General features: G+C 70.8%; 13 protein-coding genes. 5 read left to right on the top strand and 8 right to left on the bottom strand.

Going from position 1 to position 18,157, the window contains the following annotated elements; translation table 11 throughout:
• Positions 1-142: 142 nt before the first annotated feature.
• From AB0J55_RS34030 to AB0J55_RS34040, 3 genes are read right to left on the bottom strand one after another with little or no spacing between them, the layout of a single operon-like run.
• Complete coding sequence (locus AB0J55_RS34030) at positions 143-748, bottom strand: DUF4190 domain-containing protein (RefSeq protein ID WP_364257986.1); 606 nt, start codon at positions 746-748, stop codon at positions 143-145.
• A 45-nt stretch (positions 749-793) separates the two neighbouring features.
• Positions 794-1,546 (bottom strand): CbtA family protein, encoded by a 753-nt coding sequence (locus tag AB0J55_RS34035; RefSeq protein ID WP_364257989.1) that lies wholly within the window; start codon positions 1,544-1,546, stop codon positions 794-796.
• Positions 1,547-1,565: 19 nt separating this feature from the next.
• Positions 1,566-1,775 (bottom strand): CbtB-domain containing protein, encoded by a 210-nt coding sequence (locus AB0J55_RS34040; protein WP_003069169.1) that lies wholly within the window; start codon positions 1,773-1,775, stop codon positions 1,566-1,568.
• A 195-nt stretch (positions 1,776-1,970) separates the two neighbouring features.
• On the opposite strand from AB0J55_RS34040, the gene AB0J55_RS34045 reads away from it, so the two are divergent.
• The gene (locus tag AB0J55_RS34045; RefSeq protein ID WP_364258365.1) at positions 1,971-2,867 is read left to right on the top strand and encodes an ROK family protein; all 897 of its coding nucleotides are present in this window, start codon (positions 1,971-1,973) and stop codon (positions 2,865-2,867) included.
• A gap of 50 nt (positions 2,868-2,917) precedes the next feature.
• On the opposite strand, the gene AB0J55_RS34050 is transcribed toward AB0J55_RS34045, so the two are convergent.
• Positions 2,918-4,318: a Dyp-type peroxidase gene (locus tag AB0J55_RS34050; RefSeq protein ID WP_364257992.1), complete on the bottom strand. Its 1,401-nt coding sequence runs from the start codon at positions 4,316-4,318 to the stop codon at positions 2,918-2,920.
• Between the two features lie 228 nt (positions 4,319-4,546).
• The gene (locus AB0J55_RS34055) at positions 4,547-5,185 is read right to left on the bottom strand and encodes an RICIN domain-containing protein (protein ID WP_364257995.1); all 639 of its coding nucleotides are present in this window, start codon (positions 5,183-5,185) and stop codon (positions 4,547-4,549) included.
• A gap of 267 nt (positions 5,186-5,452) precedes the next feature.
• Here AB0J55_RS34055 and AB0J55_RS34060 point away from each other — a divergent pair, with 267 nt between their 5' ends.
• Positions 5,453-6,442: a winged helix-turn-helix domain-containing protein gene (locus tag AB0J55_RS34060; RefSeq protein WP_364257998.1), complete on the top strand. Its 990-nt coding sequence runs from the start codon at positions 5,453-5,455 to the stop codon at positions 6,440-6,442.
• A gap of 17 nt (positions 6,443-6,459) precedes the next feature.
• Here AB0J55_RS34060 and AB0J55_RS34065 read toward each other — a convergent pair whose 3' ends face one another.
• Positions 6,460-7,032, bottom strand: a complete 573-nt coding sequence (locus tag AB0J55_RS34065) for a helix-turn-helix domain-containing protein (RefSeq protein WP_364258001.1) — start codon at positions 7,030-7,032, stop codon at positions 6,460-6,462.
• A 77-nt stretch (positions 7,033-7,109) separates the two neighbouring features.
• On the opposite strand from AB0J55_RS34065, the gene AB0J55_RS34070 reads away from it, so the two are divergent.
• Complete coding sequence (locus tag AB0J55_RS34070; protein ID WP_364258004.1) at positions 7,110-7,982, top strand: SDR family oxidoreductase; 873 nt, start codon at positions 7,110-7,112, stop codon at positions 7,980-7,982.
• 57 nt (positions 7,983-8,039) lie between these two features.
• On the opposite strand, the gene AB0J55_RS34075 is transcribed toward AB0J55_RS34070, so the two are convergent.
• Both AB0J55_RS34075 and gltB read right to left on the bottom strand, forming a co-directional pair.
• On the bottom strand, positions 8,040-9,488 hold the full coding sequence (locus AB0J55_RS34075) for a glutamate synthase subunit beta (protein WP_364258007.1): 1,449 nt from the start codon (positions 9,486-9,488) through the stop codon (positions 8,040-8,042).
• Entirely contained in the window at positions 9,481-14,052 is a 4,572-nt protein-coding gene (gene gltB, locus AB0J55_RS34080) for a glutamate synthase large subunit (RefSeq protein WP_364258010.1), read from the bottom strand. The genes AB0J55_RS34075 and gltB overlap by 8 nt, the downstream gene beginning before the upstream one ends.
• Before the next feature lie 532 nt (positions 14,053-14,584).
• On the opposite strand from gltB, the gene AB0J55_RS34085 reads away from it, so the two are divergent.
• Together AB0J55_RS34085 and AB0J55_RS34090 are read left to right on the top strand one after the other, a co-directional pair.
• Positions 14,585-15,217: a YigZ family protein gene (locus AB0J55_RS34085; RefSeq protein ID WP_364258013.1), complete on the top strand. Its 633-nt coding sequence runs from the start codon at positions 14,585-14,587 to the stop codon at positions 15,215-15,217.
• A 211-nt stretch (positions 15,218-15,428) separates the two neighbouring features.
• Positions 15,429-18,131, top strand: coding sequence for a GH92 family glycosyl hydrolase (locus tag AB0J55_RS34090; RefSeq protein WP_364258016.1), 2,703 nt, complete (start codon positions 15,429-15,431; stop codon positions 18,129-18,131).
• Positions 18,132-18,157: the final 26 nt, after the last annotated feature.

Below are 18,157 nucleotides of genomic sequence, written 5' to 3' on the forward strand. Positions count from 1 at the left end.
GAGGAGCCCGCTGCGCGCCGAGCGGACAGGGGGCCGGTGCTTGCGGTTTCGGTGCGCGCGGCGGCGGCGCATGTGCATTCGCTGCCCGCCCGACCCGACCCCGGCACCGATGTCCGAGCGCGCTCTGGCCCGGTCGCCCGTCTCAGCGGGGAAACGGACCCGTGAGCCGGCCGGCGCGTAGCTGCAGGCCGCACGTTCCGATGCGGGCCCCCGCGTTCCATGCCTTCTCGTCCGGTGCGTAGCCCACCAGCACCACGCCCGGCGGGACCGTGAACGTGCCGCCGAACAGGGTGTCCAAGCGGTCCTGGCAGCTGCGGTCCACGCCGGCCGTCACCTGGCGGTTGCCCGGGTACGGGGTCTCGGGGCCCGCGATCGTGAACGCGTCCAGCACGACGCCGTCGTGCTCGCCCGCGCACGGGACCCGGACCGCGTCGCGGCCCAGGCGGCCCAGGTCGTAGCAGTTGTCCACCTGCATCGCCGCGATCGGGGCGTTCGAGAAGCTCAGCACGCTGACCAGCAGCAGCACCGCCGCGATCGGCAACGCGATCGCCCACACCAGGCCCGCCGCTATGCCGCCGATGGCCAGGCCTCGGCCGCGCTCGCCGGTCCGGTGGGTGCGGACCAGCGCGACGATGCCGAAGACCACCCCCAGCAACGCCGTGATGCCGAAGAACCCCAGCACTCCGGTGGCCAGCGACGCGACCGCGAACCCGTCCCGCTTGGCGGGCCCGTCCGTCATCTCCCCCATGGGAAAATGCTAGAGGGACGAACCCGCCCGCGGGTAACGATCCGGTCAGACGCCGACGGCGGTCCGCCGGTTCAGGGTCTTCTCCGCGAACGCGCCGAACGCCAGGCCCAGCGCCAGCCACAGCGTCACCTGCGTGCCGACCGAGGCCGTCCGGAAACTCCACAGCGTCGACGCCGGGAACGTCGCCGGGACCTCGTCGACCACCGGCATCAGCCAGGCCACCACGCCGATCACGACCAGGTAGCCCGCCGCGGCCAGCAGGAAACCGTTCCACGCGCCCAGGCGGTCGGCCAGCTTGCGGCCGAACACCGTGGCGAGGATGCCGGCCAGGAGCGAAACCGCGACGAACCCGAAGTACAGCTCGGTGCGAGAGCCGATCGTGCCCGGCTGGCCCACCGCCGGCGGGTTGGCCGGGTACTTCAGGAACGGCACCAGGAACACCACGGTGAACGCGCCCGCCGTGAGCAGCAGCGCCGTCACCCGCGGGCGCAGGGAACCGAGGCGTCCCTGGGCGAACGCGAACGCCAGCGACAGCAGGCCGCCGATCGCGACGCCGTAGACGAGCACGCCGGTCAGCAGGCCGAGCGTGCTCTGGATGTCCCGGGGGACGAGCTCTTCTTCCTCCGCGTGCTCAGCGGGAGCGGAAGCGTCGTGGGAGTGCGAGTGGCCGCCGCCGGACTCCTCGAGGCCGATGGCCGCGTTGACCGACGGCTCACCGAAGGCGTAGGCGAACCCGAACGCGAGCACACCGGCGATCAGGCCCGCGAGCATGCCGCGGACCAGCAGGGTCTTCATCATGGGAGTGCGTGCCCGCCGATCAGTGGCAGGGGAAGGCCAGCAGGTGCCGGCCGTCGTGCACGAACTCGTGGACGTACATGTTCGCGAACACCGCGGTCGCGCCCTGCTCGGCGCTCACGAAGTACAGCGCGATCAGGGCGAGGAGCACCACGAACACCGCCCACGGCACGATCTCACGGATCGGGATGCGGATCGGGAGCGGAACGGCGGGAGCTGCCGTCTGGGTCATGAGCGTGGCCTCCTCGGGCTTTCGCGGCCTCATCGGGGTCGGTCACGAGGGTCCGGGTCTGGCTTCCCCCTGGCGGGGGTCACAGTGGCGCGACCGCGCGGACTTGCACCGCGTTCCGGAATCTCCTCGTCTGGCCGGTTGAGCGTAGGTCCGCCATTCCGCGCGCGTCAATGTGACAATGCCGCGGTGACTCGAATGGTGGCCGCCCTCGACGTGGGCGGGACGACGATCAAGGCCGCGTTGCTCGACGAGCAGCTCCAGCCGAAGGCGGCACTGCGTGCGGAGACGGCCCGCAGCGCCGACGGGACCGCGCTGGCCGCGCAGGCCGTCGACATCGTGGCCGCGCTGGCCGAGCAGGCGGGGACCGGGCAGCCGTCGGCGGTCGGCGTCGTGGTGCCGGGCATCGTCGACGAACAGACCCGCGTCTGCCACTTCTCGGCCAACCTCGACTGGCGCGAAGTCCCCTTCGGCGAGCTCCTCGAAGACCGGCTCGGGCTGCCGGTCGCCTTCGGGCACGACGTCACCGCGGGCGGCATCGCCGAGTTCCGGGTGGGCGCGGGCCGGGGCGCGACGAACGCGGCGTTCATCCCGGTCGGCACCGGGATCGCGGCAGCGCTGCTGCTCGACGGCCGGATCCACCGCGCGCACGGGCAGGCCGGCGAGGTCGGGCACATCGACGTCGGCCACGCAGGCAAGTGCGGCTGCGGCGCCACGGGCTGCCTGGAGGCCATCTCGTCGGCGGCCGCGATCGCCCGCCGCTACACCGAGCGCACCGGCCGCCCGGCCGACGGGGCCCGCGAGGTCGTCGAGCTGGCCCGCCGCGGTGACGAGGTCGCGGTCGCGGTGGTCCAGGACGCGCTCGACGGCCTCGGCCACGGGATCCGGACCCTGCTGACGCTGCTCGGCCCGGACGTGATCGTGCTGGGCGGCGGCCTGTTCACCGCGGCCGACTACGTGCTGGAGCCGGTGCGGGAGTGGCTGGCCGCGCACCTGACGTTCCAGAAGATGCCGGAGCTGCGGATCGCCGAGCTGGGCGACGAAGCCGGCCGGCTTGGCGCCGGCCTGCTGGCCTTCGACCTGCTGGAAGCCTGACGCCGAAAGGCCACCACCGGAGCCCGGTGGTGGCCTTCGGCCCCCTCGGCTCAGAGTGACCGCAGGAAAGCCAGCGACGGCATGAAGAAGTACTCGCCGCCCCGCAGCGTCACCGACTGCGGCACCGGCTCGGCCGTCCGCCGGGCCGAGCCGCCCCAGTCCACCGTGTAGTCCGACGGCGCGCGCTCGCCCTGGCCGATCACCGGGTCCAGGCCCGGCGTGACGCCGTCGACTCTCGGGAAGCCCGGGTTGTCCGCCCAGAGCGCCTGGGTGAACTCGAACTGGTTGTCCAGTTGTGAGTTGAAGGCCATGAACAGCAGCCCGACCCCGCCGCTCGGCCGCGCCGCGGGCGGCAGGTCGGCGTTCGGGTCGTCCGGGCGCTCCCCGTACGTGACGCCGCGACGGGCCATCAGGTGCAGCCGCTCGGCCTCCGGCTGCTCGGCGCCGCCCGAGCCGCGCGGGTTCGTCTTGCGGATGTGCGCCTGGAACGGGCACTTCAGCGCGGCGCGGTCGCTGTCGTAGGTGAAGTTGTTGGACACCGGGCTTTCCGCGCCGTCCTCCCGCTGGGTGGTCAGGGGCGTGCCGTCCTCGAACCGGCCGATGATCATCGCGCCGGCCCGCTCGCGGTCCTCGCCGGTGAGGCCGAGCGCGTCGGCCAGATCCGCTTCGGCCTGTTTGAACCGCCGGACGTTCTGCTCCAGCTTGCGGAAAACGAAATAGCTGCCGAAATGCACGCCGGGATCGGGCGCCGCGGTGTCGGGAACCAGCACCTGGCCCAGTGGGGCCGCCGGGTTCCACACGTTGACGCCGTCGGTGTTGTTCTTTTCCGCGTCGACGTCTTCGGTGAGGAACAACGGCTGGCTCCGGCCGTCGACGTACCCGAAGTGCTCGATGCCTTCGCCGCGCGCGTTGACCCGGCCCAGCCCGGTTTCCTCGGCGAGCACCGCCGCCGAATCCGGCAGCAGGCCGAGGATCTCGTTGCGGCGCGCGGTCATCGCCTTGTCGGTGGCGTCGCCGACGAGCACGACGGCGTGGATTTCCGCGCGGTAGCCCGGATCGAACGTCGACCGCGGCGGGTCGTTCAGCTTCCGCCGCGTCGCCGGAGCCGCCATCCCGCGCAGGAACGCTTCGTCCTGTGGCATGTTTCCGTCGACGCCCAATGCGCGGTAGCCGGCCGCGGTGAGCCCGACGCCGACGTACGGCGTTCCCGCCGCGCCTTCGCGTTTGAACGCGCCCACCTCGTCGAGGTGGTCCATGGCGGACTTCATCTTCCCGGTGACCGAGACCAGGAAGGCCCGCCCCTCCGCCGCGTCCCCGAACGCGAGGAACAGCGCGGACAGGTGGTCGCGGACGTGGGCCTTGAGGATGTTCGGCTGCAGCTCGCCGAGCATCGTGGCGGCATCACCGCTCGCCGTGGTCCAGGACAGCGTGGTGGACAGATCGACAGTCATTCCGGGTCCCCTCCCGTGTGAAAAAAGCCCGCCTCTCGGCGGGCACCCGGCCGACCGGAATCCCCCCTCGGCCGACCGGGTCCCCTGAACCCAGAATGCCGTGCCGGGGGTGGTGCATGCCACCCGTCCGCCGGGTTCACACGAAAGTTTAAGTTGAGCGCGAAATCTCCCGCCGGAAAAGAAAACGCGGGCCCCGGCCGGGGCCCGCGTTTCACCTCGCCTGCGTGATCAGTACCACCACTGGGACTTGACGCCCGCCATGAAGTCCCACAGCTGCATCCGCGTGCCGTTGCCGCCGACCTGGCCCTCACCGGTCAGGTAGCGGCCGCTGGCGGGGTTCTGCAGCCGCAGGTAGCCCTCCGGGTTGACGGTGTCGAGCCACCACTGGTTCTTGCCGCCCGGGCTGTAGTCCCACAGCTGGACCTTCGTGCCGTTCTTGCCGATCGTGGTCAGGTCGGCCTCGAGGTACCGGCCGCTCTGCACGTTCTGGAAGCGGAGGTAGCCCTCCGGGTTCCGGGTGATGTAGAACGCCTGGTTCGCGGCGTACACGTTGCAGTCCCACAGCGCCATGATCGTGCCGTTGGCGTTGATCGTGTTCAGGTCCGCGTCCCAGCAGCGGCCGAACGCGGCCGACTCGATCAGGTACGCGTCGGCCTCGGCGACCTGGGCGCCGGCGACCCCGGAGGTGGACCGGTGGGCGGCACCGACCTTCGCGGGCCGCAGCTTGATCCCCCCGGCGAGCGTCTGCACGGGCACGTCGCCGCCCTTGCCGTCGGCCTGCGCCGCGCCGGCCTGCGGAACGGCGACCAGGCCGAACAGGCCCGCCGCCGCGGCGACCGTCACCATCAGGCGCTTCATCTTCGTCATGGTTCCCCTTCTCGTCGCTTACCAGTGACGACGACGGGAGAACGCAGGCGGCAACCGGCCCCGGGCCACTGTGGACCCGGCGCGTGGGTGGTGCCGGCGAATCCCCCTCGCCGAGACCGTCAAACCCCCGAAAGCGGTCTCTTCGACCATCATTCAGGGCGCCCCCGCCGCCGTCGAGGTGATTTCCCGGAGGGGACAGAACGCAGGTCAGCGGTGTAACGGAACGAGATCGGGTGCCGATGGACGGGCAGACACCCCGGGGGGAGCGTGCGGATCGAACTGACGGTGCCCGACCTCATCCGCGTCGGGCTGGCGGCGGCGGCCGATCCGATGGGCGAGCTGACCGCGAGCCTGCAGGTCCTGCAGCGGCGCGACGGCGGCCGCAACGCGGCGTCGGCGGCGTTCAACCGGTGGCGCCACCGGGTCTGGCAGAGCCTGCCGGACTCGGCCGCGGTGCTGATGTGGCTGTGCCGCCCGGACGCGCCGGTCCCGGCGTTCCTGCTGCCCGCGGCGGGGCGCTACGACCTGGAATCCGGGCTCGCGGCGGTGCTCGACACCGAACCGGTGCGGCTCAAGACCGCGTTGCGCACCGCACCGGCCGGCCGCGACCTGCCGCCCTGGGCGGCCGCCCTCGCCGACGGCGACCCGGCGGGCCTGCCGCGGCTGGCGCAGGCCCTGCAGGACTACCACGACCTCGCGCTCGCTTCGTGCTGGGACGTGGTGTCCGCCCAGGTGGACGCCGACCTGGGGATGCGCACCCAGGTGCTGCTGCACGGCGGGGTCGACGCGCTGCTGACGGGCCTGCGGCCGAAGGTGCGCTGGGCGGCGCCGGTGCTGGAGACCGACGACCGGATCGCCGGGACGCTCCCGGCGGAAGGTGCCGGGCTGCTGCTGGTCCCGACGTACTTTTCGGTGGGTCCGGTCCTGGTCCCGGCGTTCCCCGGCGGCACGCCCCGGCTGCACTACCCGTGCGTCCGCCAGGCGACGCACCCGGCGGGGCTGCGGGGCCCGAGCGGTCGCAAGGCGCTGGGCAACGCACTGGCGGACCTGCTCGGCCCGACCCGCGCGGCAGCGCTGACGATCCTGGCGGTGGGGTGCTCGACGTCGGAGCTGGCGGCCCGGCTCGGGGTGACACCGTCGGCGGTCAGCAAGCACACCGCGGTGCTGCGGCGGGCCGGGCTGATCATCACGCACCGGGAGCGGAACACGGTGCTGCACTCGTTGACGCCGCTGGGAAGCGCGCTCCTGGACGGCTGAGTGTCCATTGAGGACAGTCAGTCGAGCGTGGCCGTCGCCGCCACCAGTTCCGCCAGCGCCTCCGCCGCCAGTACCGCGAACTCCCGCTCGTTCCCCGGCTCGGTCCACCGCCGGAACGCCGTCGAAAACGCCAGCCCGCCGATCTCCGCCGCGAGCTCCGCCGCCGGGTCCGGAACCCCGCGCTCGCGCAGCGCCCCCGCCATCGCCGCGTTGAGCGTCGCCCGCTTGAGGAGTTCACGCTCGTGCAGGTCGCGGTGGTCCGCGACCACCGCCCGGATCCGGCGGCCCCGTGCCTGCCGCTCCGGTCCGAACTCCGCCGCGGCCGCCGCCAGCGCCCGGCCCACCGCCGCGGCCGGGGTCGCCGGTTCGGGGGCCGCCGCGATGGCGTCGGCGAAAACGCGGCTCAGGAACTCCTGGCCCGCGAAGAGCACCTCGCGCTTGTCGGTGAAGTGGCGGAAGAAGGTCCGCTTCGTCAGCCCGGCCCGCTCGGTGATCTCGGCGACCGTCACGTTGTCGTAGCCCCGCTCGCCGAACAGCTCCAGCGCGGCGTCCAGCAGGCGCTCGCGCGTGTTCGGCTCCCAGCGGCTCATACCCCCAGCCTAGGCGATGACACCCGGTGTCATTGCGGTGCTATGGTGATGACACCAAGTGTCATAGGGAGGCTCTCATGCATGTGTTCGTCACCGGCGCGTCCGGCTGGATCGGCCGGGCCCTCGTGCCCGAACTGCTCGACGCCGGGCACCAGGTCACCGGGCTGGCGAGGTCGGACGCGTCCGCCGGAACCCTGGCCGCGATGGGCGCCGGCGTCCTCCGCGGCGATCTCACCGACCTCGACGTCCTGGAACAGGGCGCGAAAGCCGCCGACGGCGTCGTCCACCTCGCCTTCGGGCACGATTTCGCCGAGTTCGAGGCCGCGATCCGGATGGACGCGGCCGCCGTCGGCGCCATGACCGGCGTGCTGGCCGGAAAGCGGTTCGTCGCCGCCTCGGGGACGCCGATGGTGCCCGGGCGCGCGGCCACCGAGGAGGACCCCGCCGTCTTCGCGGGCCCGGTGGCCGGCCGGGCGGACATCGCGAACGCCGTCCTCGAGACAGCGGAGAACGGCGTGCGCGCGTCCGTCGTGCGGCTGCCGCGCTCGGTCCACGGCGAAGGCGACGCCCACGGGCTCATCACGCGCTTGATCGCCCTCGGGCGCGAGAAGGGCATCGCCGCGTACGTCGGTGACGGCACGCAGCGCTGGCCCGCGGTGCACGTCCTCGACGCCGCGCACCTGTTCCGCCTGGCGCTGGAGGACGCCCCGGCGGGCGCGGTGCTGCACGCGGTCGGCGACGAGGGCGTGCGGATCCGCGACGTCGCCGAAGTGGCCGGCCGCCGCCTCGGCCTGCCGGCCACCTCCGTGACCGCCGAAGAGCTGGGCTTCCTCGGCGGGCTCCTGGCGCTCGACCAGCCGGCGTCGGCGAAGACGACCCGGCAAACGCTCGGCTGGCAGCCCACCGGGCCCGGCCTGCTCGACGACCTCGAAAAGGGTTACTACGACTGAGAAGTGGTCCAGCGCCGGCGGAGGTGGCGACGGTGACACCCCCGCCGGCGCTGTGTCCTAGGCGATCGGCCGGTCCGTCGGCGCGATCGGGCGGGGCAGGACGTCGCGGCCGGTCAGGTACGCGTCGACGCCCGCCGCCGCCGACCGGCCTTCCGCGATCGCCCAGACGATCAGCGACTGGCCGCGGCCCATGTCGCCGGCCACGAACACGTTGTCCAGGCTGGTCTTGAACGCCTTGTCGCGGGCCACGTTGCCGCGCGCGTCCAGCTCGACGCCGAGGTCCTCGAGCAGGCCCTGCTTCTGCGGCCCGAGGAAACCCATGGCCAGCAGGACGAGCTGGGCGGGCAGCTCGCGTTCGGTGCCCGGCACCGGGACGAACTTGCCGCCCTCGTTGCGGACCTCGACCAGCTTCAGCGCCCGCACCCGGCCGTCCGCGTCACCCAGGAACTTCTGTGTGTTCACCGCGTACAGCCGTTCGCCGCCCTCTTCGTGCGCCGAGGACACCCGGTAGATCATCGGGTACGTCGGCCAGGGGTGGGCGTCCGAACGGGACTCCGGCGGCTTGGGCATGATCTCCAGCTGCGTGACCGAACGCGCGCCCTGGCGGTGCGACGTCCCGACGCAGTCCGCGCCCGTGTCGCCGCCGCCGATGACCACGACGTCGAGGCCCTTCGCGTCGAAGGGGGAGACGTCGAGCTCGCCGGAAGCCACCCGGTTGGCCGGCGGCAGGAACTCCATCGCCTGGTGGATGCCGTCCAGCTCCCGGCCGGGGATCGGCAGGTCGCGCCAGTCGGTGGCGCCACCGGCCAGCACCACGGCGTCGTAGGCCAAAAGCTCGGACACCGGCAGGTCCACGCCGACGTTCACCGACGTCCGGAACTCCGTCCCCTCGGCGCGCATCTGGTCGAGCCGCCGGTCGAGGCGGGACTTCTCCATCTTGAACTCGGGGATGCCGTAGCGCAGCAGCCCGCCGATCTTGTCGGCCCGCTCGAGGACCACGACGCTGTGGCCCGCGCGCGTCAGCTGCTGCGCCGCGGCAAGACCCGACGGGCCGGACCCGACGACCGCGACCTTCTTGCCCGTCTTCGAAGTAGGTACCTGGGGCGTCACCCAGCCCTCGTCGAAGGCCCGGTCGATGATCGAGATCTCGACCCGCTTGATCGTCACGGGATCGTCGTTGATCCCGAGCACGCACGCGGTTTCACACGGTGCCGGGCACAGCGTCCCGGTGAACTCCGGGAAGTTGTTGGTCGCGTGGAGCCGTTCGATGGCCTGCTGCCAGTCCTCGCGCCAGGTCAGCGTGTTCCACTCGGGGATGAGGTTCCCGAGCGGGCAGCCCTGGTGGCAGAACGGGATGCCGCAGTCCATGCAGCGGCCGGCCTGCTTCTGCAGCTTCGTCGTGGCGAAGTCTTCGTAGACCTCTCGCCAGTCCATCAGCCGGAGGTCGACCGGACGCCGCTTCGGCTCTTCGCGGGTGGTGGTCAGAAAGCCCTTGGGGTCAGCCATGTGCGGCCTCCATGATCGCCTCGTTCACGTCGCGCCCGTCCCGTTCCGCCTGCACCTGCGCCGCGAGCACGCGCTTGTAGTCCTTCGGCATGACCTTCCCGAAGCGGTCGACGCCCGCGTCCCAGTCGGCCAGCAGTTCCCGCGCGACCGCGGATTCCGTTTCGTTGTAGTGCTTTTCCAGCGTCTCGCGGAGGAAGTCCGCGTCCTCGGAGTCGAGCGGGTCGAGGTCGACCATCTCCGGGTTGACGCGGTGCGCGGGCAGGTCCAGCACGTAGGCGATGCCACCGGACATGCCGGCCGCGAAGTTGCGCCCGATCGGGCCGAGCACGACCATCCGGCCGCCGGTCATGTACTCGCCGCCGTGGTCGCCGACGCCTTCGACGACGGCCAGCGCGCCGGAGTTGCGCACGCAGAACCGCTCGCCGACCTTGCCGCGGATGAAGATCTCGCCGCTCGTGGCGCCGTAGGCGATGACGTTGCCGGCGATGATCTGCTCTTCGGCGACGTACTGCGCGTCCCGCGGCGGCCGCACGATCAGCCGTCCGCCGGAGAGGCCCTTGCCGACGTAGTCGTTGCCGTCGCCGTAGAGCCGCAGCGTGATGCCCTTCGGCACGAACGCGCCGAAGGACTGGCCCGCGGTACCGGTGAAGGTGACGTCGATGGTGTCGTCGGGCAGGCCTTCGCCGCCCCACCGCCTGGTCAGCTCGGACCCGAGCATGGTGCCGACGGTCCGGTTGACGTTGCGCACCGGCAGTTCCAGCCGCACCTTGTCCCCGGAGTTCAACGCGCCCTCGGCGAGCTGGATCAGCGTGTTGTCCAGGGCCTTCTCCAGGCCGTGGTCCTGCAGCGTCTGCTGCAGCCGCAGGCCCGCGGGGGCCATGTCCGGCACGTGGAAGATCGGCGACAGGTCGAGCCCGGACGCCTTCCAGTGCTCGATCGCCTTGCGCTTGTCGAGGAACTCGGCGTGCCCGACGGCCTCGGCGATCGACCGGAAGCCCAGCGCCGCCAGGTACTCGCGCACTTCCTGGGCGATGAACTCGAAGAAGTTGACGACGTACTCGGCCTTGCCGCTGAACTTCTCGCGCAGCTTCGGGTTCTGCGTCGCGACACCCACCGGGCACGTGTCGAGGTGGCAGACGCGCATCATGATGCAGCCCGACACCACCAGCGGCGCGGTCGCGAAGCCGAACTCCTCGGCGCCGAGCAGCGCCGCGATGATGACGTCCCGGCCGGTCTTGAGCTGGCCGTCGGTCTGCACCACGATCCGGTCGCGCAGCCGGTTGGCCAGCAGCGTCTGCTGCGTCTCGGCCAGGCCGAGCTCCCACGGGCCGCCCGCGTGCTTGATCGACGACAGCGGTGACGCACCGGTCCCGCCGTCGTGGCCCGAGATGAGCACGACGTCAGCGTGCGCCTTGGACACGCCCGCGGCGACCGTGCCGACGCCGACCTCGGACACGAGTTTGACGTGGATGCGCGCGTTCGGGTTGGCGTTCTTGAGGTCGTGGATCAGCTGGGCGAGGTCCTCGATCGAATAGATGTCGTGGTGCGGCGGCGGGGAGATGAGCCCGACGCCCGGCGTCGAGAACCGCGTCTTCGCGATCCACGGGTACACCTTCGCGCCGGGCAGCTGCCCGCCCTCGCCGGGCTTCGCGCCCTGCGCCATCTTGATCTGGATGTCGTCGGCGTTGACGAGGTACTCGCTCGTGACGCCGAAGCGCCCCGAAGCGACCTGCTTGACGGCGGAGCGCCGCTCCGGGTCGTAGAGCCGCTCGGCGTCTTCGCCACCCTCGCCGGTGTTGGACTTCCCGCCGAGGCGGTTCATCGCGATGGCGAGGGTCTGGTGCATCTCCATGGAGATCGAGCCGTAGGAGATCGCGCCGGTGGCGAACCGCTTGACGATCGACGAGACCGGCTCGACCTCCTCGATCGGCACCGGCGGCCGCTGGCCGTACTTGAAGTCGAACAGCCCGCGCAGCGTCAGCAGCTTCTCGGCCTGGTCGTCGACGGCCTTCGTGTACTCCTTGAAGACCTCGTACTTCCCGGCCCGCGTGGAGTGCTGGAGCTTGAACACCGTCTGCGGGTTGAACAGGTGCGGCTCGCCTTCGCGCCGCCACTGGTAGTCGGCGCCGGTCTCCAGCTCGCGGTGCGGCGCGTGGAACCCGTCGGCCGGGAACGCGTACTTGTGCCGCTTCGCGACCTCGTCGGCGAGCGTGTCGAAGCCGACGCCGCCGAGGCGGGACGTCGTGCCGGTGAAGCAGTTCTCGATGACCTCTTCGCCGAGCCCGATCGCTTCGAAGATCTGCGCGCCGGTGTAGGAGGCGACGGTCGAAACGCCCATCTTCGACATCGTCTTGCGGACGCCCTTGCCGAGCGCCTTGATCAGGTTCTGCGTCGCCTGCTTCGGCGTCACACCCGGGATCAGGCCCTGGTGGGCCATTTCCTCGACCGTCGCCATCGCCAGGTATGGGTTCACCGCGGCGACGCCGTATCCGATCAGCAGCGCGATGTGGTGCACCTCGCGCGCGTCGCCCGCCTCGACGATGAGGCCGACCTGCGTGCGGGTCTTCTCGCGGACGAGGTGGTGGTGCACCGCCCCGGTCAGCAGCAGCGAGGGGATCGGCGCGTGGTGCTCGTCCACGCCGCGGTCGGACAGCACGATCAGCCGGGCGCCGTCCTCGATCGCCTCCGAAACCTCGGCGCGGATCTCGTCGAGCCGCTTGATCAGCGCGTCGCCGCCGCCGTGCACGTTGTACCGGCCGAGCACGGTGACCGCCTGGAACTCCGGCAGGTCGCCGTCGTCGTTGACGTGCACCAGCTTGGCGAACTGGTCGTTGTCGAGCACCGGGAACGGCAGCACGATCCGGCGGCAGCTGGCCGCGTTGCCCTCCAGGAGGTTCGGCTCGGCGCCGATCTGGGTGCCGAGCGCGGTGACGAGCTCCTCGCGGATGGCGTCCAGCGGCGGGTTCGTGACCTGCGCGAACAGCTGGATGAAGTAGTCGAAGATCAGCCGTGGCCGGCTCGACAGGGGTGCGAGCGGCGAGTCGTTGCCCATCGAGCCGATCGGCTCCGCGCCGGTGCGGGCCATCGGCTCGAGGATGGCTTCGAGCTCCTCCTCGGTGTAGCCGAACGCCTGCTGGCGGCGCACGAGCGCGGCGTGCAGCGGGACCTCGCGGTCGCGCTCGGGCAGGTCGTCCAGGTGCACGAGACCGGCCTCGACCCACTCGTCGTACGGGTGCGCGGTGGCCAGTTCGGTTTTGACCTCTTCGTCCTCGATGATCCGGCCTGCGACGGTGTCCACCAGGAACATCCGGCCGGGCTCGAGGCGTCCCTTCCGGACGATCGTCGCCGGGTCGATGTCGAGCACGCCGACCTCGGAGGCGAGCACGACGAGGCCGTCGTCGGTCACCCAGTACCGGCCGGGGCGCAGGCCGTTGCGGTCGAGCACCGCGCCGATCTGGCTGCCGTCGGTGAAGGCGACCAGCGCCGGGCCGTCCCACGGTTCCATCAGCGTCGAGTGGAACTCGTAGAACGCGCGCCGCGCGGGGTCCATTTCCTGGTGGTTCTCCCAGGCCTCCGGGATCATCATCAGGACCGCGTGGGGCAGCGAGCGGCCGCCGAGGTGCAGCAGTTCGAGGACCTCGTCGAAGGACGCCGAGTCGCTGGCGCCGCGGGTGATCACCGGGTAGATCCGCTTGAGGTCGCCGGGGACCAGGTCGGTCTCCAGCAGCGCTTCGCGGGCGTCCATCCAGTTGCGGTTGCCGCGCAGGGTGTTGATCTCGCCGTTGTGCGCCACGTACCGGTACGGGTGGGCCAGGGGCCACGACGGGAACGTGTTGGTGGAGAAGCGGGAGTGCACCAGGCCGATGGCGCTGGTGACCCGCTCGTCGGTGAGGTCGGCGAAGAACCGCTCGACCTGCGGCTCGGTGAGCATTCCTTTGTAGACGATCGTGCGCGAGGACAGCGACGGGAAGTACACGTCGTCCTCGACGAGCTCGTGCTCGGCGCGCTTGCGGACGCAGAACGCGCTGCGCTCGATGTGCAGCGGGTCCGAGTGCTCCGGCTTCGGGCGGCGCGCGGCGAGGAACAGCTGCGTGAAGTGCGGCATGGTCTCGGCCGCGGTCGGCCCGCAGTGCTCGGTGTGCACCGGCAGCTCGCGCCAGCCGAGGACGCGCATGTCCTCCTCGGCGGCGATCCGCTCGATGGTCGTCATGGCCCGGCCGCGGCGCTTTTCGTCCTGCGGCAGGAAAGCCGTGCCGACGGCGTAGGTGCCCGGCTCGGGGAGCTCGAAGTCCACGACCTCGCGGTAGAACTCGTCCGGGACCTGGATCAGCAGGCCGGCGCCGTCGCCGGTGTCCGGTTCGGCGCCACGAGCCCCGCGGTGTTCCAGGTTGCGCAACGCGACCAGGGCCTTGGCGACGATCGCATGATCTCGGCGCCCGGTCAGGTCCGCGACGAAGGCGACACCGCAGGCGTCGTGTTCGTAGTCGCTCCGGTACAGGCCTTCGGCCTCGGCGTTGCTGAGCTGCTCCCCGGACGGGGACAGGGAACTGGCACGGTGGGTCACGGCTGGCCGCCTCCCAAGGCGTCGGCGCGACCGGTACTCACCTCATCGAGTGGTTCGGGCTGAACCGGTTAACGAAGTGGTCCGGGACCGCGATGGTCAGTCGAGAACAGTTGCTCTGTTCGAAGTGCAAGATGCCGCGAGGGACCGGCCGAGCGCCGATGCTCGGAAACCGGGCGCGATCATCTGGGAGGCCGCACGACACTGGGCAGCCGAACATGTCGGGTGCTGCGAGCGCGCACAAGCCGGCCACTGTGGTGGGGGCCGTCCGGAGCGCGCGGTGTTACTCCCGGGTTCGCCGGGTCTTATGACGATAGTGTGAATTCGCTGTTATCGACATACGTCGTTGCGCCCGGGTGGGAAATGCCACGCTTCCGTTGACGGGGCCGGGGGTAGTCCCATATGCCGGGCTGGATCTCCCGTAGAGCGGGCTGCTATGTCGCTGACCTGCGAAAACGTCCGTCCGAAGTGGTCTGGGGCGGCTGCCGGACGCCCTCGCCGGGGTGGGAAGCTGGGGGCATGGCGGACTGGCCCGATGACTGATCGTTATCTCTCCGTGGCTCGGGAAGGCGTCCACGAGATCGAGATCAAGCGCTCGCGGTTCCTCTGCGCGCTCGCTCCGGTGACGTCGGAAGCGGCTGCGCGCGAGTTCATCGCGGCCCGCCGACGCGCGGATCCTGGTGCGCGACACCACTGTCACGCCTTCGTTCTGGGGCCGGATGGGCGAACCCGGCGGTCCAGTGACGACGGCGAACCGGCCGGCACCGCGGGCACTCCGATGCTGGAAGTCCTGCGCCGCCGCGAGGTCACCGACACCGTCGCGGTGGTGACGCGCTACTTCGGCGGGGTCCTGCTGGGAGCGGGCGGGCTCATCCGGGCGTACGGTCAGTCCGTTTCGGACGCTCTGGAAGTTGTTGGTGTACTAGAACACCGGCGTCTCAGCCTGGTCGAAGTGGCGGTCAGCTACGACCGCGCCGGCCGGCTGGAGAACGACCTGCGCGGATCTTCGTACGTGCTCCACGCGACCCGCTTCGACGAGCTGGCCCGCTTCGAGGTCGGCCTGGCCCCGGGTGAGGACGAGGTGTTCGCGGGCTGGCTGGCGGACCTGACCAACGGCGAAGCGACGACGACCGCACTCGGCGACCACTGGGTGATCCACCGGGCCTGAGTGGTCCGGTCCCGGGATTGCTTGGCGGGCAACAAACTTTCGGTGCTACCGCGGGGGAGTCGTTCGGTGGCACCATGTCGTGCCACCGAGTTCCGGTACCACTTCGATCCCTGGATGTTGTCAGTCCGGCAGTTGCCGGACTGACAACGTTGTCACCACGCCCGACAACGTTGTCGCCCGGCGGAAGCGTGCGACAAGGAGAGGAAGGGTCATGCCCAGACCATCGGCCGGCCGGGTTCGCGCGGCTGCGCTCGCCGCGGTTCTGCTCGGGGCGGGGTTCGCCGCCCCGGCCGCCGGCGCCGCGACACTCGCCCTCACGCAGTACGTGAATCCGTTCATCGGCACGGACAACAGCAACTCGCCCAACCCGGTGCCCGGCGGCGCCGGCGGCAGCACGTACCCCGGTGCGGTGGTGCCGTTCGGGATGGTGCAGTTCAGCCCGGACACCCCGACCGCGTCCCCGTCGGGTTACCGCTACAGCGACACGAGCATCGAGGAGTTCAGCCTCACCCACTTCAACGGCGCCGGCTGCGCCAACAACGAAGACCTCGGCCTGCTGCCGATCACCGGCGCGATCGGCACCTCGCCGGGCACCGGCTGGACCGGGTACGCCGGCCGCTACACCAAGGCGAACGAGTCGGCCGCGCCCGGCTACTACAAGAACAAGCTCGACAACTACAACACCACCGTCGAACTGTCCGCCACGCAGCGGTCCGGCTTCATGAAGCTGACCTACCCCAACACGACGTCCGCGCGGCTGCTCGTCAACACCAGCCGCAGTGCCACCGGCAGCCGCAGCGGGTCGATCAGCATCAGCGGCAGCCAGCTAACCGGTTCGGTGACCGGCGGCGGGTTCTGCGGCTCGTCGAAGACGTACCAGATCTTCTACGTCATCCAGTTCGACCGCGCGCCCAGCGGGTTCGGCACCTGGCTCGGCGGCACCGTCAGCGCCGGCTCCGCGAGCACCAGCGGCACGAACTCCGGCGGGTACGTCACCTTCGACACCTCGAGCAACACGACCGTGCAGGCGAAGGTCGGCATTTCGTTCGTCAGCCTGGCCAACGCCCAGGCGAACCTCGCCGCGGAGAACCCCGGCTTCGACTTCGCCGGGATCCGCAGTGCCGCCGACACGAGCTGGAACAACGTCCTCAACCGCGTCCAGGTGACCGGCGGGGCGGCCGCGGACCTGCAGAAGTTCTACACCGCGCTGTACCACGTCTTCCAGAACCCGAACATCGCCAGCGACACGAACGGCCAGTACCGCGGGTTCGACCAGGCGATCCACACCGCGTCCCACACCGTCTACCAGAACTACTCCGGCTGGGACATCTACCGCTCGTGGGCCGCGCTGATCGGGCTGGTCGCGCCGAACGAGGCGAGCGACATCGCGAAGTCGATGGTGCTGGACGGCCAGCAGGGCGGCCTGCTGCCCAAGTGGTCGCACAACAACAACGAGCACTTCGTGATGACCGGTGACCCCGGGCCGATCATCGTCGGCAGCATGTACGCCTTCGGGGTCCGCGGGTTCGACACCGCGGCGGCGCTGACCCTGATGGACAAGAGCTCGAACGGCGGCACCGCACAGGGGCAGGCCATCCGCGGCCGGGAAAGCGGCTACCTCAGCCGGCACTACGTCTACGAGGACCCGTCGGACTCGCTCGAGTACTCGGCGTCGGACTTCGCGATCGCGCAGTTCGCGAAGGCGCTCGGCGACACCACGAAGTACACCACCTACATGCAGCGCGCCCAGTGGTGGCAGAACGTGTTCGGCACCGATTCGGGCTACATCCAGCCGCGGGGGAGCGACGGCACCTGGGCGTGGCCGGTCGTGCCGTCGAGCAACAGCGGCTACACCGAGGGCAACCCGTCGCAGTACACGTGGATGGTGCCCTACAACTACCAGGGTGTGATCAACCTGATGGGTGGCCGCCAGACCGCCGTCCAGCGCCTGGACCACCACTTCACGCAGCTCAACGGCGGCCTCACCCAGCCGTACTTCTACATCGGCAACGAGCCCGAGCACGGCGTGCCGTGGGCGTACAACTACGCCGCCCACCCGCAGGGCACCAGCTCGGCGGTGCGGCGCGTGATGAACGAGTCGTTCACCACCGGCGCGGGCGGCCTGCCCGGCAACGACGACCTCGGCGCGACGTCGGCGTGGTACGTCTTCGCCGCCCTCGGGATGTACCCGGCGACGCCGGGCGCGGACGTCCTCGCCCTGCATGGCCCGCTGTTCCCGTCCGCGTCGATCATCCGGCCGTCCGGGACGATCCAGATCACCGGCAGCGGCGCCGGCCAGGGCGCCCAGTACGTGCAGAGCGTGAGCGTCAACGGCGTCTCGACGACCCGGTCGTGGATCCGCTACGGCGACATCGCGGGGGCGTCGACGCTGAGTTACTCGATGGGCTCGTCGCCGAGCGCGTGGGGCACTGGCACCGCTGATGTCCCGCCGTCGTACAACGACGGGTTCACGCCGCCGGCCGCCGCGCCGGAGCTCGGGACCAACCTGGCCCAGGGCAAGTCGGCCACAGGCTCGGCCGGCTGCAACTCGGCCGAGACCGCGGACAAGGCCGTCGACGGCAGCCTTGCGAACAACAGCAAGTTCTGCAGCACGGCGGCGACGAAGTTCCTCCAGGTCGACCTCGGGTCGGCGCAGAACGTGTCCTCGTTCGTGGTCAAGCACGCCGGCCTCGGCGGCGAGACCACGGGCTGGAACACGGGCGCCTTCACGATCCAGACGTCGACCGACGGCTCGTCGTGGACGACGGTCGCGTCCGTGTCCGGGTCCCGGGCGAGCCGCACCTACCACCCGATCAGCACCCGATCGGCGCGGTACGTGAAGCTCAACCTGACCACGCCCGCCAACGACGGCAACGGCGCGGCGCGCATCTACGAGTTCGAGGTCTACCGCTGACCCGTCGTGAGTGGGAAACAGTGTTC

The organism is Amycolatopsis sp. NPDC049688, from assembly GCF_040674975.1.
Taxonomy (GTDB): domain Bacteria; phylum Actinomycetota; class Actinomycetes; order Mycobacteriales; family Pseudonocardiaceae; genus Amycolatopsis.